Here is a 21,116-nt window from a genome sequence, read left to right on the forward strand (position 1 = left end):
GGGCCGGGGTGACGGGAGCGATCCCGTCACCCCGGCCCTCTCGCTCGCGCACGGGCTTGCTTGTCCACAGGCCGTAGCTTCCGCCCATATCCGGGACGTACTGTTGAGTAAGGGATTAAACGGACCTCTCGGTGAGGGGGGCGACCATGTTGGAGCTAGTGATCACGCTCATTGCGGTGGCCGGCGGGGCAGGTCTCGTGCTGCTGGCCGCGGCGATGCGTGTCGTCAAGCAGTACGAACGGGGAGTGCTGTTCCGGCTGGGCCGGATCACCGGGGAGCCCCGCGCGCCCGGCCTGACGCTGATCGTTCCGTTCGTGGACCGGCTGCACAAAGTGAACATGCAGATCGTCACGCTGCCGATCCCGGCACAGGAGGGCATCACGCGGGACAACGTCACCGTGCGGGTGGACGCGGTGGTCTACTTCCGGGTCGTCGATCCGACCAGCGCGCTGGTGCGGGTGGAGGACTACAAGTTCGCGGTGTCGCAGATGGCGCAGACCTCACTCCGGTCGATCATCGGCAAGAGCGACCTGGACGATCTGCTGTCCAACCGGGAGAAGCTCAACGAGGGCCTGGAGCTGATGATCGACAGCCCGGCCGTGGGCTGGGGCGTCCAGATCGACCGGGTCGAGATCAAGGACGTCTCCCTGCCCGACACCATGAAGCGCTCGATGGCCCGCCAGGCCGAGGCCGACCGGGAGCGCCGGGCCCGCATCATCAACGCGGACGCCGAACTCCAGGCGTCCAAGAAGCTGGCCGAGGCCGCGCAGCAGATGTCGGACACCCCGACCGCGCTTCAACTCCGGCTGCTCCAGACGGTGATGGCGGTGTCCGCCGAGAAGAACTCGACGCTGGTCCTGCCCATCCCGGTGGAGTTGCTCCACTTCCTGGAGCGGGGCGCCCGCGACCCGGCGCCGGCCCCGGCCGGCGACACGAAGAAGGAGCCCGCACCAGAGCCGGCACCGCCCGTCGGACCCGTCCCCCTGTCCGAAGCACCGGATCTCGACGCCGTCACCAAGACCCCGGAACTCGGTGCGATCCTCGACCAGCCGTCCACCGAGGTGAGGTGACCGCCCACGCGACGTCGGCCCACCCGGTGACACCCCACCCGCCGCGCGGGTGACCGTCTCGCCGCGTCGGCGGGTGGATGAACATATGAACAGCCAGGTAGCCCTATTTTCATACGGTGATTGCACTCGCACGCCGTCTCACCGCCGTCTGCGTCCTCGGCGCGGCCCTCGCCGCCTGCGGCACCGCGACCCCCGCCCCACCCGCGCGCCCGGCCCACGCCGAGCCCCATGCCTCCGCCTCCCCGTCCCCGGCCGGTACCCCCACCATGGCGGCGGGTCCGGGCGGCCTCACCCCCGTGTTCGAGCACGGCCCGCGCGACAGGGGCAAGACCGTCGCGCTGACCTTCGACGCCGACATGACCGCCGACGAGGGGCCCCGCGCCGCCGCCGGTGAGCGCTTCGACAACCCCGGTCTGATCAGCGCCCTGCGCACGCTGAAGGTCCCGGCGACCGTCTTCATGACCGGCCGCTGGGCCGAGGAGTACCCGGACCAGGCCCGCGCCCTCGGGCACGACGCCCAGTTCGAGGTGGCCAACCACTCCTACAGCCACTACTCGTTCACCGGTGACTGCTACGGCCTGCCGACCGTCGCCCCGGACGCCAAGCTGACGGAGGTGCAGCGCACCTACGCCGCCCTGCGCAAGGCGGGCGTGCCGAACCCGATGCCGTACTTCCGCTTCCCCGGCGGCTGCTACGACCGGGACGCGCTGCGCGCCATCAGCGGCGCCGGTGTCACGGCCGTCCAGTGGGACGTGATCAGCGGCGACGCCTTCGCCACGGACGCGGACGCGGTCGTGCGCCAGGTGCTGGACGGGGTGAAGCCCGGTTCGGTGGTCGTCATGCACTGCACCCGCAGTGCCGCCCCGACCACCGAGAAGGTCGTCCGTTCGGTGGTGCCGGAGCTGCGCAAGAAGGGCTACCGGTTCGTGAAGGTCTCGGAGCTGATCCGGGAGTCCGGCACCCCGCGCTGACCGGCGCCGGACTGCTCGTAGGGTTGGCAGACGTGACCCACGTTCCAGCCGCCCCCGGCGACAGCCCCTTCCAGACCGAGCCCACCCCGCGCGACGAGGCCCCGCAGTTCGTGCTGCCCCTCGTCGTACGGATCGAGAAGAGCGCGCCGCCCGCCCGTACCGACGCGCTGGAGACCGCCGCACGCGCCGTGCTCGTCCTGCTCGGGGACGAGCGGGCGCGCGGCGACGGCGAGTGGGCCGAGGCGGTGCGGAACTGGGAGGACGCCCGCATCCGCAAGGTGGTCCGGCGGGCGCGGGGCGCGGAGTGGCGCCGCGCGGAGGAGCTGCCCGGTATCACGGTGACCGGCGCCTCGGCCGAGGTGCGGGTCTTCCCGCCGATCCCGCTGGACGGCTGGCCCAAGGAGCTGGCCAAGCTCCAGGTCTCCGGCACCGAACTGGACGACCCCGAGCCCCCCGCCGACCCCGACCGCACCGCCCCCGTGCTCTGGCTCAACCCGGAGCTGGAGATGTCGGCCGGCAAGGAGATGGCCCAGGTCGGCCACGGCGCCCAACTCGCCTGGTGGGCCTTGCCCGACGCGGCCCGCGACGCCTGGCGCGCCGCCGGACACCCCCTCACCGTCCGCACCGCCGCCCCCGCCCACTGGCGCGAACTCACCACCAGCGGCCTGCCGTTGGTCCGCGACGCGGGCTTCACGGAGATCGCCCCCGGCTCCGCCACGGTCGTCGCGGACCACCCGGCGCTGCGCTGACCGGCGAAGCTCAAATATTGCTCTGAACCCCCCACCCCGGCGGTTCACGCGCGCCCGCCGGGGCCATATCCCCGGCAGACGAAGGAGGGGGACGGGGATGCGGCTCGGAACGGGGATCGGGTGGCGGCCGGAGATCGCGGACGCCGTGGCGGGGATGGCCGGGATCGACTGGGTGGAGGTCGTCGCGGAGAACGTCTGCCCGGGCCATCTGCCGGAGCCGCTGACGCGGTTGCGGGAGCGCGGGGTGACCGTCATCCCGCACGGGGTCTCCCTCGGGCTCGGTGGCGCGGACCGGCCGGACGAGGGGCGGCTGCGGGCGCTGGCCGAGCGGGCCGAGGCGCTGGGGGCGCCGCTGGTCACCGAGCACATCGCGTTCGTCCGCGCGGGCGGCCCGCTCACCGCGTCGGCGCCGCTGGAGGCGGGCCATCTGCTGCCCGTGCCGCGCACGCGGGACGCCCTCGACGTGCTGTGCGAGAACGTGGCGATCGCGCAGGAGGCGCTGCCGGTGCCGCTGGCCCTGGAGAACATCGCCGCCCTGTTCTCCTGGCCCGGCGAGGAGATGAGCGAGGGCGAGTTCCTGGCCGAGCTGGTCGAGCGGACCGGCGTACGGCTGCTGATCGATGTCGCCAACCTGCACACCAACCACGTCAACCGGGGCGAGGACCCCGCCGAGGCGCTGGACCGGCTCCCGCTGGAGGCGCTGGCCTATGTGCATGTGGCGGGCGGTTTCGAGCGGGACGGTGTCTGGCACGACAGCCACGCGCACCCCGTACCGCCTCCGGTGCTGGACATCCTGACCGACCTGGCGTCCCGCGTCGCACCGCCCGGCGTCCTGCTGGAAAGGGACGAGAACTTCCCCGGCCCGGCCGAGCTGGTGCGGGAGTTGGCAAACATCGGGGAGGCGGTGCGCAAGGGCGGCGGGGCCGCGCGCACCCCCCGGGCCACGCCCCTCCCCGTCCCGCCGGGCGCCTCCGCCGGGGCCCGGCAGCGGGTGGCCGTCGCCCAGACCGCGGTGCTGTCGGCGCTGGTGGCGCGGACGCCGTTGCCCGAGGGCTTCGACCGGGGGCGGATGGGTGTCCAGGCGCGGTCGCTGGCGGCGAAGCGGGCGGACGTGGTGGCGAAGGTGGCGCCCGAGCTGCCGGTGATCCTCGGCGCCGGGTACCGGGAGGCGTTCCTCGGCTACGCGCGCACCCGGCCGATGCGCGGCGGGTACCGGCAGGACGCGCTGGAGTTCGCCGCCCAGCTCCTCAAGACGGGCCGCCCCGCCGATGCGCGGGCGCGCCGGAGGCTGCGGGAGTGGTGGCTCGATCGCGCGGGCCCGGCACCGCGTGTCCCGGGCCCGGCCGCGCGGCTGGCCAGGCGGGTGCTGTCGGGGCGGCGCTGAGCGGGCTCCCTGACCTGCGGGAAAAACGGAACGTCACATACCGCTAACGCTCTGTCCGGATAGTGAACAAGCCATGGTTTTTCAGGGGCCGTTGGCATAGAAAAACCTCATGTTCTGGGTCCTCCTCCTGCTTCCGGCCTGGGCCTTCGCCGCCATCGCCTGCACCCGGCTCTGCCTGGCCGCCGTCCGCGCGGCCGCCGCGGACCGCGCGGCGCGGGCCAAGGGCCAGGACCGCGAACTGACGCTGTACGAGACGGCGTTCCTGTCCGGCGGCCCCTCGCGCGTCGCCGACCTCGCCATGGTCCGGATGGCCCGGCAGCGCCGGCTGCTGCTCGCGCACACCGGCTGGGCCACCGTGGTGGACCCGCGCGGGCGGGACGAGATGGAGCGGTCCGTCATAGGCGCGATCGGTCCCCAGGGGCAGTCCCGGATAGCCCCCGTACGGGCGGCCGCGGCCGGTGCGGAGGCCGTGCAGCGGCTCGCCGACCGGCTGATCGGCGCCGGACTCGCCGTCCCTTTCGACACCGGGACGACCGTGGCCGCCGGGGTGCGCCAGGTGCGGGCCGCCGCCGGGGCCGTGCTCGCGCTGGGCACGGCCGCGCTGCTCATGCCGACCCCCGTGGACCTGCCGCGCTTCCAGATCGCGATGTGGTTCGCGCTGCCCCTCGTCGTCACCCTGAGCTGTCTGGCCATCGCCCGTATCGAGGTGCACCCCTACCCCCGCTGGGCCTCCCCCGCCGGACAGCGGCTCCTCGGGGAGGTGGCCCGGCGTCCGGCCGGGGACGGTGACGAGGGCTCCTTCCTCACCCGGCTCGCGATGCGGGGCGTACGCGCGCTGAACGAGCCCGAGCTGCGGGCCGCGTTCACGCACCGCGACGCGCCGGGGGCGCACAGGGAGCACTGACGCCGACACCCGCGTGCCGGTGCTTGCCTTCCCCGGAGCCCCTTCCGAAACATCCTTGTCGTCGCCGCCGGACCATGGCAGCCCTGCCATCGCCGCCGCGCACCGAAGGGATGTCCGATGAGAGCTGCCGCCCTGTACTCGGCCGCCGGTTCCTTGCTGCTGACCGGGCTCGCCGTCACCCCGGCCGACGGCACCCCCGCAGCCCCCGGCACGGCGGGCACGGCGGAGCTGCGCGGCACCGCCGTCGCCGCCGCCCGGGCCCGCACGGCCGGCCTCGACTTCGGCGCCTGCCCCGGCGACTCCCCGGCCGGGATGCGCTGCGCCACGGTACGGGTCCCGCTGGACTACGCCCGCCCCGGCGGCAAGCAGATCGAGCTGGCCGTCAGCCGGATGCCGGCCACCCGGCGCGACCCGGCCAACAGCAAGCACAAGGTGCCCCGGCAGGGCGCCCTCGTCTACAACCCCGGCGGCCCCGGCGCCTCCAGCCTGAACTTCCCGATGATCGGCGTGGTCCCCGAGTGGCGGCGCATCGCCTCCGCCTACGACCTCGTCGGCTACGCCCCGCGCGGGGTGGCGCCCTCGGCCCCGCTGTCCTGCGAGAAGCCGGAGGAGTTCTTCAAGGCCCCCTCACTCGCCCCGGTCCACCCCGGCGAGGCGTACAAGCGGGAGCGGATCGCGCGGGCGAAGGCGTACGCGCGCGGGTGTGCCGAACGGTCGGGAAGCGGCCTGGAGTTCTACAACTCGCTCAACAACGCCCGTGACCTGGACGTCCTGCGCGCCGCGCTCGGCGAGTCCCGGCTGACCTTCATGGGCGCCTCGTACGGCACCTACGTGGGCGCGCTGTACGCCACCCTCTTCCCCACTCACGTACGGCGGATGGTGCTGGACTCGGCGGTGGACCCGGACCCGGCGAAGGTCTGGTACCGCGAGAACCTGGACCAGTCGGCCGCGTTCGAGGACCGCTGGGCCGACTTCCGCGCCTGGGTCGCCCGCCACGACGACGTGTACGGCCTCGGCGCGACCCCGGCCGCCGTCCAGCGCTCCTACGACACCGCGAGCGGCCGGCTGGCAGCGCACCCGGCGGACGGCAAGGTCGGTCCGGGCCAGCTCCAGAACACGTTCCTGATGGCCGGGTACTACGACGACTACTGGCCGAGCCGGGCCGCCGCCCTCGCCGCCTATCTGAAGGGCGACGCAAAGCCCCTGGTCCGGCTGGGCGCGCCCAGCCCGGAGACGGCCGCCGAGGCGGAGAACGGCAGCGCGGTGTACACGGCCGTGGAGTGCAACGACGCCCCCTGGCCGACGGACTTCCGCATCTGGGACCGCGACAACACCCGCCTCGCCCGCACCGCGCCCTTCGAGACCTGGGACAACGCCTGGACGAACCTGCCGTGCGCGTACTGGTCCGCGCGCCGTCAGGTGCCGCTCGACGTGCGCACCGGCCCCGGTGAGACCCCGCCGGTGCTGATCCTCGCGGCCGAACGGGACGCGGCCACCCCGTACGACGGGGCGCTGGAGCTGAGCCGGCGGCTGGCCGGGTCCACGCTGGTCACCGAGCGGGACGCGGGCACGCACGGCATCGGCGGCGGCCCCAACCGGTGTGTCAACGCCCACCTGGACGCCTACCTGCTCGAAGGCCGCCTGCCCGGCCGGCGCGCCGCGTGCGCCCCGCGCCCGGAGCCGCGCCCCACCGAGCCGGCCGGACGCGGCACCCCGGACCGGGACGCGCTGAAGGGCAAGGGCGCCTAGGCGAGCCCGGCGACCAGCTCGGCCACCGACTTGCGGCGGCCGGTGTAGAACGGCACCTCTTCGCGGACGTGCATCCGGGCCTCGGAGGCGCGCAGGTGACGCATGAGGTCGACGATGCGGTACAGCTCGTCGGCCTCGAAGGCGAGCAGCCACTCGTAGTCGCCCAGCGAGAAGGAGGCGACCGTGTTGGCGCGCACGTCGGGGTAGCCGCGGGCCATCTTGCCGTGGTCGGCGAGCATGCGGCGGCGGTCCTCGTCGGGCAGCAGGTACCAGTCGTAGGAGCGCACGAAGGGGTAGACGCTCACGTAGTTGCGGGGCGTCTCGTCGGCGAGGAACGCCGGGATGTGCGAGCGGTTGAACTCGGCGGGGCGGTGCAGCGCCATGTTCGACCACACCGGCTCCAGCGCGCGGCCCAGCTTGGTGCGGCGGAAGAGGTTGTACGCCTCCTGGAGCTGGTCGGCGGTCTCGGCGTGCCACCAGATCATCAGGTCGGCGTCGGCGCGCAGGCCGGACACGTCGTAGGTGCCGCGGACCGTGACGTCCTTCGCGGCGAGCTGGTCGAACAGCTCCTGGACCTCGTCGGCGTAGCCCGCGCGGTCCTCCGGCAGCACGTCCTTCAGCTTGAAGACGGACCACAGGGTGTAGCGGATGACCTCGTTGAGGTCCTTGGCCAGCTTGCCCTTGTTCGGGATGCGGCCGGGCTCGGTGGTGGGGGCGTCGTCACTCATGCCCCCTATTCTCCCGCTCCGCCGTGCAGGCTCTGCACCGGGTTGGCCGTCAGCTCGCGCACACCGGCGAGGTCGCCGCCGAGCTGGTCCACGGCCGCGTACGCACTGGCGATGCAGGCGGGGATGCCCACGCCGTCGTACTGCGCGCCGCACACGGCGAGTCCGGGCAGCTTGGCGATGTGCTCGCGGACGCGGGCCACGCGCGCGTGGTGGCCGACCGGGTACTGCGGCAGGCCGTCCGTCCAGCGGGTGACGCGGGTGGCGACCGGCGTGGCGTCCAGTCCGGTCGCGGCGCGCAGGTCGTGCCGGGCGACCTGGACGAGGCCGGCGTCGTCGCGCTGAAGGATCTCGCTCTCGTGGTGGCGGCCGACCGAAGTGCGCACGACCAGCAGGTCCGGGTCCTCGGCGCCGACCCAGCCCCACTTCTGGGAGGCGAAGGTCGCGGCCTTGATGGTGCGGCCGTCCACCGGCGGCACCAGGAAGCCGCTGCCCTCGGGCAAAGCCGCGTCGGCGCGGCGGTAGGCGAGGGTGATCAGGGCCATGGAGGCGTACTCCACGGCGGCCAGCTCGGCGGCGGCCGCCGGGGCCTCGGCGCGCAGCAGCGCCGACGCGGCGGGGGCGGGTACGGCGACCACGACGGCGTCCGCGCGCAGCGTGCGGTCTCCGGCCGTGACGCGCCAGCCGGTGCCGTCCCGGCGCAGCTCGCCGACCGGGGTGCGGGTGAGGATCTCGCCGCCGCGCGCCCGTACGGAGTCGGCCACGGCGAGCGGGAGGGTGCCGACGCCGCCCTCGATGCCGAGGAAGACCGGGCCGGTCTGCCCCGCCTCGGCGGCCTTGGCCTGGAGCGCCTGGACGGCGGCGGTGAGGGTGTCGTGGGTGCGGGCGGCCTGGTAGAGCTGGGGGACGGCCGAGCGCAGCGAGAGCCGGTAGGCGTCGCCCGCGTACACCCCGCCGAGCAGGGGTTCCACCAGCCGGTCGACGACCTCGCGGCCCATGCGGGCGGCGACGTACTCGCCCACGGCCACGTCGTCGCCGACCTCGGTGGGCGGCAGTTCGGCGTCCCGCTCGATCCGGGCGAGGCCCTCGGCGGAGAGCAGGCCGGACAGGGCGGCGGCGGTGCCGGGTACGCCCATGACGTGGCCCTTGGGCATCGGGCGCAGGGCGTCTCGGGTCCAGATCGAGGCGGTGGCGGTGGCCGGGGGCTGGAGGCGGTCGCCGAGGCCCACCTCGCGGGCGAGGCCCACCGCCTCGGGGCGGCGGGCGAGCATCGACTCGGCGCCGAGGTCGACCCCGAGGCCCGCGATCTCGCCGGGCAGCAGCTTGCCGCCGACCCGGTCGGTGGCCTCCAGCACCGTCACCCGCGCGCCGCGCGCCAGCGCCCGGTGGGCGGCGGCCAGTCCGGCGACACCGGCTCCGATGACGACGACATGGCCCTTGCTCGCTGCGCTCATGCCCCCACTCTCTCAGACCGTACGAGGCGTCCCGGTGCCCGGTACGTCACCGGACCGTGACCGCATCGGGACCGGAAACCGCGACCGTTCCCGCAGGCCGGCCCGTCTAAGGAGGGACAGCACCGCATCTCATCGGGGGGTAACAGGCATGCGTACACAGGTCCGGATTCTGGCGGGGGTCCTGCTCGCCGCCTCGCTCGCGCTCGCCGGGTGCAGCGAGTCGGGCGGCGACTCCAAGGCGTCCTCCGCCGACGCCCCGACCGCCGCTCCCGGAGTGGGCGGCGGCGCGTACGAGAACGGCAAGTCCGCGCGCCGCTCGCCCCGGCTCACGCCGAGCGTCGTCCGCACCGCCTCCCTGGAGGTCGAGGTGCGCGACGTGCCCGGCGCCCTGGCCAAGGCCCGCCGGGTCACCGAGGACGCGGGCGGCTACGTCGGCGAGGAGAGCACCGACCGGGACGACGACGGCAGCGAGCGCACCCGTGTCGTCCTCCGGGTGCCCTCCGAGCGGTACGAGGAGGTGCTCGGCTCGCTCCAGGGCACCGGCAAGCTGCTGCGGCGCACCGCGCGGGCGCAGGACGTCACCGACCAGGTGGTGGACGTGGACAGCCGGATCAAGTCCCAGCGGGCCAGCGTCGCCCGGGTCCGGGAGCTGATGGACCGGGCGGACAAGCTGACCGACGTGGTCGCGCTGGAGGGCGAGCTGAGCAGCCGGGAGGCCGACCTGGAGTCGCTGCTGGCCCAGCAGGCGTCGCTGAAGGACCGTACGGGCCTGGCCACCATCACCCTGTCGCTGGCCGGGAAGGGCGCGCACCCGGCCGCCGATGACGACACGCCCGGCTTCCTGGACGCGCTGTCGGGCGGCTGGCACGCGTTCCTGACGATGCTGCGCTGGATCGCGCTGGTGGTGGGCGCGGTGCTGCCGTTCGCGGCGCTGCTCGCGCTGCTGGTCTTCCTGTGGCGCCGGGTGGTCCGCCCGCGTCTCCCGCGCCGTCCGGCTCCCGCGCCCGTATCGGGCTCGCTGCCGCAGGCGCGTCCGGTGTCGGAGGGTGGCACGCCGGTCTCCGGCGAGCAGAGGTGACGGTGCGTCAGCACCGTTCGCCCCGTAGCTTGTTCCCATGGACAAGCGTGAAGGGCCCGAGCGGCTGGTCGTGATCGGCGGCGACGCCGCGGGAATGGCCGCGGCGTCGCAGGCCCGCCGGCTGCGGAAACCGGACGAGCTGGAGATCGTGGCGTTCGAACGCACCCACTTCACCTCGTACTCGGCGTGCGGCATCCCCTACTGGGTGGGCGGCGCCGTCGAGGACCGCGACCAGCTCGTCGCGCGTACCCCCCAGGAGCACCGGAAGCGAGACATCGACCTCCGGCTGCGCACGGAGGTGACGGAGATCGACGTCTCCGGGCGCCGGGTGCGAGCGCACGACCTGGAGTCCGGCAACGAGTACTGGACCTCGTACGACAAGCTGGTCATCGCCACCGGGGCGCGGCCGATCCGGCCGGACATGCCGGGGGCGGACGCGGCCGGGGTGCACGGGGTGCAGACCCTGGACGACGGGCAGTCGCTGATCGACACGCTGACCCGTACGGAGGGCCGGCGCGCGGTGGTCGTCGGGGCGGGCTACATCGGCGTCGAGATGGCCGAGGCGCTGCTCCGCCGGGGCTTCGAGGTGACGGTGGTCAACCGGGGCGCGGAGCCGATGGCGACGCTCGATCCCGACATGGGCCGGCTGGTGCGGCGGGCCATGGAGGGCATGGGCATCACCATGGTGGACGACACCGAGGTGACCGCCCTGCGCACCGGCGGGGACGGCCGGGTCCGCGCGGTGGTCACCAAGGACGCGGAGTACCCGGCCGACGTGGTCGTCCTGGGCATCGGTGTGGAGCCGGTGACCGGCCTCGCCCGCGAGGCGGGCCTCCCGCTGGGCGCGCACGGCGGCCTTCTGACCGACCTCGCCATGCGGGTGCGCGGGCATACGGACATCTGGGCGGGCGGTGACTGCGTGGAGGTGCTGAACCTGGTCTCCGGGCAGGAGCAGTACATCCCGCTCGGCACCCACGCCAACAAGCACGGGCAGGTCATCGGCACCAACGTGGGCGGCGGCTACGCCACCTTCCCCGGTGTCGTCGGCACCGCCGTCAGCAAGGTCTGCGAGCTGGAGATCGCCCGCACCGGCCTGCGCGAACGCGACGCCCGCCGGGCCGGCCTCCAGTACGAGTCGGTCGTCATCGAGTCGACCAGCCGCGCCGGCTACTACCCCGACGCCTCCCCCATGACCGTCAAGATGATCGCCGAACGCAACACCGGGCGCCTCCTCGGCGTCCAGATCGTCGGCGGCGAGGGCGCGGGCAAACGCGTCGACATCGCGGCCGTCGCCCTCACCGCCGCCATGACGGTGGAACAGATGACCGCCCTCGACCTCGGCTACGCCCCGCCCTTCTCCCCGGTCTGGGACCCGGTCCTGGTAGCGGCCCGCAAGGCGGTGCGGGAGGTACGCGAGACCCGTTAGCGCGGCCCCGGCCGCACCCGCTCGACGCGATCGAGGTCGCCGTCGAGCAGGTCCCGGTGCCCGAGGGAGAAGTCCCCGTTCGGCAACGCCATCCCGTCCCCGTACCGCCGGCCCATCACGGCACCGGGCAGAAACGTCCGCAGCCGGTGCCGCATGTCCGCCGGGTACGCGACGGGCGTCCCCCACCCGTCGGGCGCCTGATCACTGGAGAACAGCACCCAGTGATCCACCGGCACGTCCGCGTCCAGATCCGGCGCCCCGCCGGTGTGGCAGTCCAGGGCGGGCACGGTCAGCCGGTCGGGATCGAGCGGCGGATACCAGAGCAACAACGGCTTGGCCCGCCGCGCGTCGGCGTTGTCGAAGCAGCACACGACGAAGGTGTGGCCGGGAAAGTGCTCGGCATAGAACCGCAGCAACTCCGGGTCGAGCCGGGGCCGCCGATGCGCGGGCACCCGGCCCAGCGCGGCGGGCACCGCGGTCGGGTCGTCCGCCAGCAGGACCGTGTACACGTCGTGCTCGAAGACCTGAACGGCCGCCGCCTCCGCACCCATCCACGCGATCCCGTCGTCCTGACGGGCGGCGGACTCGACCGCGTCGACCATCCGTCGCAGTACGTCCCCGCTGCGTCCCGCGGACAGGAAGTGCCACTCCGTGAGGCGCCCGGCGGCGGGCACGTGCAGCACCATGGCGTTCGGGCCGTCCGCCAGGTTCACGGCGGTGTTCTGATAGCCGAGCACATGGATGAGCCCGTGCTCGGGGTGCTCCCGCCGCCCGCAGTACACGATCGTCCCGGTGAAGTCGGCGGCGCCGGTCGAGATGCACATGGCGGCAACGTACCGCGTGGTGACCGAGGCATCGGGGCCCGGTGCCGTACACGGATTCGCAGGCTGTTGCCGGGGCACTAATCCTGTGTGGTCATACCCGTCCATGACGTCAATCCCGCGCGCCGCACGCCCTATGTGACGTATGCGCTCATCGCCGCCAGTGTGCTGGCCTTCCTGCTGACGCCCGGCGCAGCCGGGGCGGCGGGCGGGGAGGGTCATGTGGCGCAGCTCTGCCGGTTGCACGCGTTCATGGACCAATACGCGGCGATCCCGAGGGAGATGATCCACGGCTCGCTGCCCCGGCTGGTGCCGACCGGTCAGGTGGGGACGGGGCCGGCCGGGCCGGGGTGTGTGATGGGGGTGCCGGGGTACGACAAGTCGCCGGTGCTGTCGGTGTTCACGGCGATGTTCCTGCACGGCGGCTGGCTGCATCTGCTGGGCAACATGCTGTTCCTGCTGATCTTCGGCAACAACGTCGAGGACCGCATGGGCCACGTCCGCTTCGCGCTGTTCTACCTCGTCTGCGGCTACGCGGCGAGCTACGGCTTCGCCCTGCTGAACGCCGACTCCGGTGACCCGCTGATCGGCGCCTCCGGCGCGATCGCGGGGGTGCTCGGCGCGTATCTGGTGCTGTATCCGAAGGCCAGGGTGTGGGTGCTGGTCCCGTTCCTGGTCTTCCTGCCGCTCCGGCTGCCCGCCTGGATCGTGCTGGGCTTCTGGTTCGGCCTCCAGGCCGTGTACTCCTCGGGGCACGGAGTCGAGGCCGGCACCGGCACGGTGGCGTATGCGGCGCACGTCGTCGGCTTCGTGGCCGGGATGCTGCTCGCCTGGCCGCTCAAGGCGGGCACCCCGCCCCCGCCGGAGCCGGGCCGCCTGCTGTTCGGCAGGCGGGCGCGGCACCGTCAGGCGTGGTGAGCGGACCCGGTCAGCGGGCGGTCGCGGTATGGACGTAGTCGACCAGGTGGGTCAGCGCGTCCGGCTCGATGTTCGGCATGACGCCGTGGCCGAGGTTGAAGACATGGCCCTCCAGGGAGGCGGCCGCGTCCAGCACCTCCTGCGCCTTCACCTCGACCGTCCTGCGGTCGGTGAACAGGACCGTCGGGTCGAGGTTGCCCTGGAGCGCCTTGCCGGGGCCGACCCGGCGCGCGGCCTCGTCCAGCGGGACCCGCCAGTCGACGCCGACGACGTCCGCGCCCGCGTCGCCCATGAGCTTCAGCAACTCACCGGTGCCGACGCCGAAGTGGATGCGCGGGACGCCGTAGCCCGCGACGGCGTCGAAGACCTTCGCGGAGGCGGGCATCACCGAGGCGCGGTAGTCGGCGGGGGCGAGCGCGCCCGCCCAGGAGTCGAAGAGCTGCACCGCCGAGGCACCGGCCTCGATCTGCACCTTCAGGAACGCGGCCGTGATGTCCGCGAGGCGGTCCAGCAGGTCGGCCCACAGCTCGGGGTCGCCGTACATCATCGCCTTGGCGTTCTCGTACGTGCGCGAGGGGCCGCCCTCGACCAGGTAGCTGGCGAGGGTGAAAGGGGCGCCCGCGAAGCCGATCAGCGGGGTGGACCCCAGCTCACGGGTGAGCATGCCGACCGCCTCGGTGACGTAGGTGACGTCCTCCGGGGTGAGGTCGCGCAGCCGGGCGAGGTCGGCGCGGGTGCGCACCGGCTCGGCGACGACCGGGCCGACGCCGGGCTTGATGTCGAGATCGATGCCGATGGCCTTGAGCGGGACGACGATGTCGCTGTAGAAGACGGCCGCGTCCACGTCGTGCCGGCGCACCGGCTGGAGCGTGATCTCGGTGACCAGCTCGGGCCGCGTGCAGGACTCCAGCATCGGGATGCCCTCGCGCACCTTGCGGTACTCCGGCAGGGACCGGCCGGCCTGGCGCATGAACCACACCGGGGTGTGCGGCACGGGCTCGCGCCTGCACGCCTTGAGGAAGGCGCTGTCGTACGTGGCTTCTGGCTGCTGGCCCGTGGGGATCGCGTTGGCACTCACGTCGGCAAGTCTCGCACGGTCCGGGTGAGAGAAGTGCCGCCGCCCTCGGGGGGTGTCATGCCCTGCGCGAAGGCCCGCTTCCCCTTACTCTTCCCCGCATGGCTGCGGCTCAGGGACGATCGTCGGACGGCACCGGCGGAATGGACGACGTGAAGGACACGCAGACGAAGGAGAGAGGAGCCGGGGTGCCCGAGGTCCCCCCTGCCTTCAGCGGCGCGGTCGAGGCGCTGCGGAACGCGCGGCTGCGGCCGCAGGTGGAGGTGGAGCCGACGCCCGCCCCGCAGCGGCTGGCGCCGTACGCGTACGCGCTGGAGGCCGTCGTGCTCGACGGCGAGCAGGAGTTGGCGGACGGCCGGCTGGTGCTGCTGCACGACCCGGCCGGGCACGACGCCTGGCACGGCACCTTCCGTCTGGTGACGCTGGTACGGGCGGAGCTGGAGGCCGAGATGGCGGCCGACCCGCTGCTGCCGGAGGTGTGCTGGTCCTGGCTGACCGGCGCGCTCCAGTCGCGCGGGCTGACCTACGGCGAGCCGAGCGGCACGGTCACCCGCGCCAGTTCCCACTACTTCGGCGGACTGTCGGAGCGGCCGGCGGCCTCGCAGATCGAGATCCGCGCCTCCTGGACCCCGCTCGAAGGGCTGGGCGGCGTTCCGGACACCGCCGCGCACCTCGCCTCGTGGTGCGATCTGCTGGCCCAGGTCGGCGGGCTGCCGCCGGCCGCGCCGGGCGACGGCTCGGTGGTGACGCTGCCGCAGCGCAGGGGTCCGCAGTCCCGCTAGCCCTACCAGGCTGATCATCCTCTCAGCGCCCCGCCAAGATCGGCGGGGCGCTGCTTTGTGATCACTTCCCGAACCATCACTTTGTCGATACGGCCACTTTCCGTACTCGAATCGCCTCACCCCGGAGCCGATTCGATCTTCGGATGATCGATCGCGTGTCCGAATTGCACAGATTGTGACTCACTAGATCGTGATCATTCTCTAAAGGCGGACGGGTTTGCTGCCGAAGACGACTGTGACCTTGAAAGCACGGTTCCTCCCGGCTTCTTCCCCACAAGCCGGCCCCGTCCCCCCACCCAGGAGGCCTGGTGTCCGTTCTCCTCGAGCAGCCCGCAAGCCTGGTCGCCTACCGCCCGAACAAGCCGACCGCCATGGTGGTCGTGGCCGACCCCCGCGTCCGCTCCACCGTCACCCGCCATCTGTGGGCCCTCGGTGTGCGCGACGTGATCGAGGCCTCGTCCGTCGCGGAGGCTCGTCCCCGCATCGGCAACCCCCGCGACATCTGTGTCGCAGACGTCCACCTGCCCGACGGCTCCGGGCTCACCCTGCTGTCCGAGACCCGCGCCGCGGGCTGGCCCAACGGCCTGGCCCTGTCCGCCGCCGACGACATCGGCGCCGTCCGCAACGCCCTCGCCGGGGGCGTGAAGGGCTACGTCGTCACCGGTACCCGTACCAACATCGGCCTGCCCACCCGCCCCGGCGCGGCCCCCATCGGCTCCGCCGCGGCCAGAATGGGGCACCGGCGTCCGCCGGGCGCCCCGAGCCACCCCGGCGGCTACCGCGAACTGTCCGGCCGTGAGGTCGAGGTGCTCCGCCTCGTCGCGGAGGGCCAGTCCAACAAGGCGATCGGCGTCTCCATGGGCCTGTCCGCGCTGACCGTCAAGAGCCACCTGGCCCGCATCGCGCGCAAGCTCGGCACGGGCGACCGCGCCGGCATGGTCGCGGTGGCCCTGCGTACCGGCATCATCCACTGAACCCTCTACCTGGCGCCTTCTGAGACCACCGGTGCCCGTCGGCGGAACGTTCCGTCGGCGGGCACCGGCGTGCGCGCCGGGCGGGGTGCTCCGCACGGCGGGCGGTGTGCGCCCGCGCGCGGCGCGTTTTGGCCGGTCAGCGGGGATGTCGGTCGAACGTGCAGGCCAGCGGCGCGGGCATGCGGATACCCTTGGCATGTGACGGACGCCCAAGAGACCGCAAGCGACAGTTCCCGGAGCATCAACGGGGGCACGCCCCCCGACGCGGGGCCTGCCGAGGCGGCGGCGCCCACCCCCCTGCTCGAACCCCGCGAGGGGATTCCGCCGGTCGTCGCGGACGCCGACGCGCTCGCCGAGGTCGTCGCCGCGTTCGCCGCCGGCACCGGCCCGGTGGCCGTGGACGCCGAACGCGCGTCCGGCTACCGGTACGGCCAGCGGGCCTATCTGGTGCAGTTGCGCCGTGAGGGCGCGGGCTCCGCGCTGATCGACCCCGTCGCCTGCCCCGACCTCTCCGGCCTGGGCGCCGCCCTGTCCGGTGTGGAGTGGGTGCTGCACGCCGCCACGCAGGACCTTCCGTGTCTGCGCGAGATAGGCATGGTGCCCACCAGCCTGTTCGACACCGAGCTGGCCGGCCGGCTGGCCGGGTTCCCCCGCGTCGGCCTCGGCGCGATGGTGGAGAACGTGCTCGGCTTCGTGCTGGAGAAGGGCCACTCCGCCGTCGACTGGTCGACCCGCCCGCTGCCCGAGCCGTGGCTGCGCTATGCCGCGCTCGACGTGGAGCTGCTGGTGGACCTGCGCGACGCCCTGGAGAAGGAGCTTGAGCGGCAGGGCAAGCTGGAGTGGGCGCTGGAGGAGTTCGCCGCCATCGCGGCGGCGCCGCCCGCCGAGCCGCGCAAGGACCCGTGGCGCCGCACCTCCGGGATGCACAAGGTGCGCAGGCGGCGGCAGCTCGCCGTGGTCAAGGAGCTGTGGGAGACGCGGGACCGGATCGCGCAGCGCCGGGACGTCTCGCCCGGCAAGGTGCTCGGTGACGCGGCGATCGTGGAGGCCGCGCTCGCGGTGCCGGCCAATGTGCACGCGCTGGCCGCGCTGAACGGTTTCGGCCATCGTATGGGCCGCCGGCAGCTCGAACAGTGGCAGGCGGCGGTCGACCGGGCGAAGGCTCTGCCGGAGTCGGCGCTGCCGCAGCAGGGCCAGCAGGTGACCGGCCCGCCGCCGCCTCGTGCCTGGTCGGACAAGGACCCGGTGGCCGCGGCCCGGCTGTCGGCCGCCCGCGCCGGGGTCTCCGCGCTGGCGGAGCGGCTGGAGATGCCGCAGGAGAACCTGATCTCCCCCGACACCGTGCGCCGGATCTGCTGGGAGCCCCCGGCCCCCGCCGACGAGCGGACCGTGGCCGCCGCGCTCACCGGCTACGGCGCTCGCGCCTGGCAGGTGGAGCAGGTGACCCCGGTGCTGGTCGCGGTGCTGTCGGCCAAGCCGGAGTAGGCGTCGGAGCAGGGGCGATTTCGCGCCAAGATCCTCCCGCTGAACCAGGGCCCCGGTGTGACGTTCACCGCTAGCCGGGGTGGGACTGTGCAGCTACGTTACTCATAAGTAGCATGGGGTTGAGCAAGCGCTCAGCGTCCCGCACCCTGGAGGAGAGCCATCGTGCCTCGTACCGTCAGGGACGTCGTCTTCGTCGACGGCGTCCGCACCCCGTTCGGCAAGGCGGGCCCGAAGGGCATCTATCACGAGACTCGCGCCGACGACCTCGTCGTGAAGGCGATCCGGGAGCTGCTGCGGCGCAACCCCGGTCTGGACCCGAAGAAGATCGACGAGGTCGCCATCGCCGCGACCACCCAGATCGGTGACCAGGGCCTGACCCTCGGCCGTACCGCGGGCATCCTCGCGGGTCTGCCGCAGTCGGTGCCCGGCTACTCCATCGACCGCATGTGCGCGGGCGCCCTGACCGCCGTGACCTCGGTGTCCGGCTCGGTCGCCTTCGGCGCGTACGACATCGCCATCGCGGGTGGTGTCGAGCACATGGGCCGCCACCCCATGGGCGAGGGCGTGGACCCCAACCCGCGCTTCGTCTCCGAGAAGCTGGTCGACGAGTCGGCGCTGTTCATGGGCATGACCGCCGAGAACCTGCACGACCGGTACCCGACGATCACCAAGCAGCGCGCCGACGAGTACGCGGTCCGCTCGCAGGAGAAGGCCGCCAAGGCGTACGCCAACGGCAAGATCCAGCAGGACCTGGTGCCGATCTCGGTGCGCCGCACCAACGAGGAGGCCGGTGAGACGGGCTGGGGCCTGGTCACCGCCGACGAGCCGATGCGCCCCGGCACCACGCTGGAGAACCTGAGCGGCCTCAAGACGCCGTTCCGCGTGCACGGCCGGGTCACCGCGGGCAACGCGGCCGGTCTGAACGACGGCGCCACCGCCTCCCTCATCGCGTCCGAGGACTTCGCCCGCGAGAACGGCCTGCCGGTCAAGATGCGCCTGGTCTCCTACGCCTTCGCCGGCGTGGAGCCCGAGGTGATGGGCTACGGCCCGATCCCGGCCACCGAGAAGGCCCTCGCCAAGGCCGGCCTGTCGATCTCCGACATCGGCCTGTTCGAGATCAACGAGGCGTTCGCCGTCCAGGTCCTCGCGTTCCTGGAGCACTACGGCATCGCCGACGACGACAGCCGCGTCAACCAGTACGGCGGCGCCATCGCGTTCGGCCACCCGCTGGCCTCCTCCGGTGTGCGGCTGATGACCCAGCTCGCCCGCCAGTTCGAGGAGAACCCGGACGTCCGCTACGGCCTGACCACCATGTGCGTCGGCTTCGGCATGGGCGCGACGGTCATCTGGGAGAACCCGAACTTCGAGGGGGACAAGTGAGCAACACCACCGAGCTGCTGAAGGGTGCTGCCGAGCTGTTCCCCGGCGAGGTCGTCACCCAGGCCCACGTACGGCACTTCGAACTGCCCTTCAACGCGGGCAAGTTCGCGCTGATCACGCTGGACAACGGCTTCGACCACACCAAGCCGACCACCTTCGGCCCGGCCTCGCTGGCGAACCTGAACGCCGCGATCGACCAGGTCGAGAAGGAGGCGGCGGACGGCGACATCGTCGGCGTCGGCATCACCGGCAAGCCGTTCATCTTCGCGGTCGGCGCCGACCTCAAGGGCGTCGAGCTGCTGAAGCGGCACGAGGACGCGCTCGCCATCGGCAAGGGCGGCCACGAGGTCTTCAAGCGCCTGTCGAAGCTGGCCGTTCCCACCTTCGCCTACTACAACGGCGCGGCGATGGGCGGCGGCGTCGAGGTCGGCCTGCACTGCTCCTACCGGACCGTCTCCAAGGCGATCCCGGCGTTCTCGCTGCCCGAGGTCTTCCTCGGCCTGGTGCCCGGCTGGGGCGGCTGCGCCCTGCTGCCGAACCTGATCGGCGCCGAGAAGGCCGTCCAGGTCATCATCGAGAACAGCCTCAACCAGAACCGCCAGCTCAAGGGCAAGCAGGTCTTCGAACTCGGCATCGCCGACGCGCTGTTCGAGGGTGCCGACTTCCTGGAGCAGTCGCTGCTGTGGACCGCGCAGGTCCTCAAGGGCGACATCACCGTCGAGCGTCCGGCGATCGACCGGGGCGAGGCGTGGGACCAGGCCGTCGCCAAGGGCCGCTTCGTCGCGGACTCCAAGGTGCACGGCGCGGCCCCGGCCGCCTACCGCGCGCTGGAGATCATCGAGGGCGCCAAGGACGGCGACCTCCAGAAGGGCTTCGACGCCGAGGACCAGGCCCTCGCGGACCTGATCATGGGCGGCGAACTGCGGTCCGGCATCTACGCGTTCAACCTGGTGCAGAAGCGCGGCAAGCGTCCGGCGGGCGCTCCGGACAAGTCGCTGGCGCGTCCGGTCACCAAGGTCGGTGTCGTCGGCGCCGGTCTGATGGCCTCCCAGCTCGCGCTGCTCTTCCTGCGCCGCCTCGAGGTGCCGGTCGTGCTGACCGACATCGACCAGGAGCGCGTCGACAAGGGTGTGGGCTACGTCCACGCCGAGATCGACAAGCTGCTCGGCAAGGGCCGGATCAACCAGGACAAGGCCAACCGCCTCAAGGCGCTGGTGACCGGTGTCCTGGACAAGGCCGAGGGCTTCGCGGACGCGGACTTCGTCATCGAGGCCGTGTTCGAGGAGATGGGCGTCAAGCAGAAGGTGTTCGCCGAGGTCGAGGCGGTCGCCCCGGCGCACGCGATCCTCGCCACCAACACCTCCTCGCTGTCGGTGTCGGAGATGGCGTCGAAGCTGAAGCACCCCGAGCGGGTCGTCGGCTTCCACTTCTTCAACCCCGTCGCGATCCTCCCGCTGCTGGAGATCGTACGCGGCGAGCAGACCGACGACGCCTCGCTGGCGACGGCGTTCGGCGTGGCCAAGAAGCTGAAGAAGACCGCGGTGCTGACGAAGGACGCCCCGGCGTTCGTCGTCAACCGCATCCTGACCCGCTTCATGGGCGAGATCCAGAACGTCATCGACGAGGGCACCCCGGTCGAGGTCGCGGAGAAGGCCGTCGAGCCGCTCGGCCTGCCGATGTCCCCGCTGGTGCTGCTGGAGCTGGTCGGCCCGGCGATCGGCCTGCACGTCTCGGAGACCCTCAACCGGGCCTTCCCGGACCGCTTCACGGTCTCCCCGAACCTGAAGGCGGTCGTCGAGGCCGGCAAGCGCGGCTTCTACGTCTACGACAGCGGCAAGCCGGAGCTGGACCCCGAGGTCGCCGCGCTGCTCAAGCAGGGCGACACCGTCCTGACCGAGGAGCAGGTCCGCGACCGCGTGCTCGACGCGGTGGCCCAGGAGATCGGCCTCATGCTGGACGAGGGCGTCGTCGCCGAGGCCCAGGACATCGACCTCTGCCTCATCACCGGCGCCGGCTGGCCCTTCCACCTGGGCGGCCTCACGCCGTACCTGGACCGTGAGGGTGTCTCCGAGCGGGTGAACGGCAAGCGGTTCCTGGAGCAGGGTGTGGCGAGCGTGCCCGCGTAACACCTGGCCGCAGGGAGGAGGGCCCCGGCGCTTCGGCGCGGGGGC

General features: G+C 72.8%; 18 protein-coding genes. 14 read left to right on the top strand and 4 right to left on the bottom strand.

Annotated elements, in window-relative coordinates:
• Positions 1-146 precede the first annotated feature (146 nt).
• From ACZ3HQ_RS14240 to ACZ3HQ_RS14265, 6 genes are all read left to right on the top strand, one after another.
• Complete coding sequence (locus ACZ3HQ_RS14240) at positions 147-1,070, top strand: slipin family protein (RefSeq protein ID WP_467510657.1); 924 nt, start codon at positions 147-149, stop codon at positions 1,068-1,070.
• Positions 1,071-1,186: 116 nt separating this feature from the next.
• A complete protein-coding gene (locus ACZ3HQ_RS14245) occupies positions 1,187-2,041 on the top strand; it encodes a polysaccharide deacetylase family protein (RefSeq protein ID WP_467510659.1) in 855 nt (284 codons plus the stop codon).
• 32 nt (positions 2,042-2,073) lie between these two features.
• On the top strand, positions 2,074-2,790 hold the full coding sequence (locus tag ACZ3HQ_RS14250) for a peptidyl-tRNA hydrolase (protein WP_467510661.1): 717 nt from the start codon (positions 2,074-2,076) through the stop codon (positions 2,788-2,790).
• A gap of 97 nt (positions 2,791-2,887) precedes the next feature.
• On the top strand, positions 2,888-4,174 hold the full coding sequence (locus ACZ3HQ_RS14255) for an MbnB/TglH/ChrH family RiPP precursor modification enzyme (protein WP_467510663.1): 1,287 nt from the start codon (positions 2,888-2,890) through the stop codon (positions 4,172-4,174).
• Positions 4,175-4,283: 109 nt separating this feature from the next.
• Positions 4,284-5,078, top strand: a complete 795-nt coding sequence (locus ACZ3HQ_RS14260; RefSeq protein WP_467510665.1) for a TIGR04222 domain-containing membrane protein — start codon at positions 4,284-4,286, stop codon at positions 5,076-5,078.
• Positions 5,079-5,195: 117 nt separating this feature from the next.
• The gene (locus ACZ3HQ_RS14265; RefSeq protein ID WP_467510667.1) at positions 5,196-6,827 is read left to right on the top strand and encodes an alpha/beta hydrolase; all 1,632 of its coding nucleotides are present in this window, start codon (positions 5,196-5,198) and stop codon (positions 6,825-6,827) included.
• On the opposite strand, the gene hemQ is transcribed toward ACZ3HQ_RS14265, so the two are convergent.
• A complete protein-coding gene (hemQ, locus tag ACZ3HQ_RS14270; RefSeq protein ID WP_350901752.1) occupies positions 6,824-7,555 on the bottom strand; it encodes a hydrogen peroxide-dependent heme synthase in 732 nt (243 codons plus the stop codon). The two genes, ACZ3HQ_RS14265 and hemQ, sit on opposite strands and share 4 nt — an antisense overlap.
• 5 nt (positions 7,556-7,560) lie before the next feature.
• On the bottom strand, positions 7,561-9,006 hold the full coding sequence (gene hemG / locus ACZ3HQ_RS14275; RefSeq protein ID WP_467510669.1) for a protoporphyrinogen oxidase: 1,446 nt from the start codon (positions 9,004-9,006) through the stop codon (positions 7,561-7,563).
• 148 nt (positions 9,007-9,154) lie between these two features.
• Here hemG and ACZ3HQ_RS14280 point away from each other — a divergent pair, with 148 nt between their 5' ends.
• Together ACZ3HQ_RS14280 and ACZ3HQ_RS14285 are read left to right on the top strand one after the other, a co-directional pair.
• Positions 9,155-10,084, top strand: a complete 930-nt coding sequence (locus ACZ3HQ_RS14280; RefSeq protein ID WP_467510671.1) for a DUF4349 domain-containing protein — start codon at positions 9,155-9,157, stop codon at positions 10,082-10,084.
• A 37-nt stretch (positions 10,085-10,121) separates the two neighbouring features.
• The gene (locus ACZ3HQ_RS14285; protein WP_467510673.1) at positions 10,122-11,510 is read left to right on the top strand and encodes an FAD-dependent oxidoreductase; all 1,389 of its coding nucleotides are present in this window, start codon (positions 10,122-10,124) and stop codon (positions 11,508-11,510) included.
• Here the strand turns inward: ACZ3HQ_RS14285 and ACZ3HQ_RS14290 are convergent.
• Positions 11,507-12,334, bottom strand: coding sequence for a hypothetical protein (locus ACZ3HQ_RS14290; RefSeq protein WP_467510675.1), 828 nt, complete (start codon positions 12,332-12,334; stop codon positions 11,507-11,509). The genes ACZ3HQ_RS14285 and ACZ3HQ_RS14290 overlap by 4 nt on opposite strands.
• An 87-nt stretch (positions 12,335-12,421) precedes the next feature.
• Here ACZ3HQ_RS14290 and ACZ3HQ_RS14295 point away from each other — a divergent pair, with 87 nt between their 5' ends.
• Entirely contained in the window at positions 12,422-13,249 is an 828-nt protein-coding gene (locus ACZ3HQ_RS14295) for a rhomboid family intramembrane serine protease (protein ID WP_467510677.1), read from the top strand.
• Between the two features lie 10 nt (positions 13,250-13,259).
• On the opposite strand, the gene hemE is transcribed toward ACZ3HQ_RS14295, so the two are convergent.
• Positions 13,260-14,327, bottom strand: a complete 1,068-nt coding sequence (gene hemE, locus ACZ3HQ_RS14300) for a uroporphyrinogen decarboxylase (RefSeq protein ID WP_467510679.1) — start codon at positions 14,325-14,327, stop codon at positions 13,260-13,262.
• A 98-nt stretch (positions 14,328-14,425) separates the two neighbouring features.
• On the opposite strand from hemE, the gene ACZ3HQ_RS14305 reads away from it, so the two are divergent.
• The 5 genes from ACZ3HQ_RS14305 to ACZ3HQ_RS14325 all read left to right on the top strand — a co-directional run bounded on the left by ACZ3HQ_RS14305 (position 14,426) and on the right by ACZ3HQ_RS14325 (position 21,071).
• Positions 14,426-15,106 carry a DUF3000 domain-containing protein gene (locus ACZ3HQ_RS14305; RefSeq protein WP_467510681.1) on the top strand — a complete coding sequence of 227 codons (681 nt, stop codon included), beginning with the start codon at positions 14,426-14,428 and terminating at the stop codon, positions 15,104-15,106.
• Between the two features lie 308 nt (positions 15,107-15,414).
• Positions 15,415-16,080, top strand: a complete 666-nt coding sequence (locus ACZ3HQ_RS14310) for a response regulator transcription factor (RefSeq protein ID WP_031181634.1) — start codon at positions 15,415-15,417, stop codon at positions 16,078-16,080.
• Between the two features lie 198 nt (positions 16,081-16,278).
• The gene (locus ACZ3HQ_RS14315; RefSeq protein ID WP_467510683.1) at positions 16,279-17,565 is read left to right on the top strand and encodes an HRDC domain-containing protein; all 1,287 of its coding nucleotides are present in this window, start codon (positions 16,279-16,281) and stop codon (positions 17,563-17,565) included.
• Between the two features lie 162 nt (positions 17,566-17,727).
• Positions 17,728-18,945 carry a thiolase family protein gene (locus tag ACZ3HQ_RS14320; protein ID WP_467510685.1) on the top strand — a complete coding sequence of 406 codons (1,218 nt, stop codon included), beginning with the start codon at positions 17,728-17,730 and terminating at the stop codon, positions 18,943-18,945.
• Positions 18,942-21,071: a 3-hydroxyacyl-CoA dehydrogenase NAD-binding domain-containing protein gene (locus ACZ3HQ_RS14325; RefSeq protein ID WP_467510687.1), complete on the top strand. Its 2,130-nt coding sequence runs from the start codon at positions 18,942-18,944 to the stop codon at positions 21,069-21,071. Before ACZ3HQ_RS14320 ends, ACZ3HQ_RS14325 begins: the two co-directional genes overlap by 4 nt.
• The last annotated feature ends 45 nt before the right edge of the window (positions 21,072-21,116 follow it).

This window comes from Streptomyces sp. NPDC018263, from assembly GCF_055562575.1.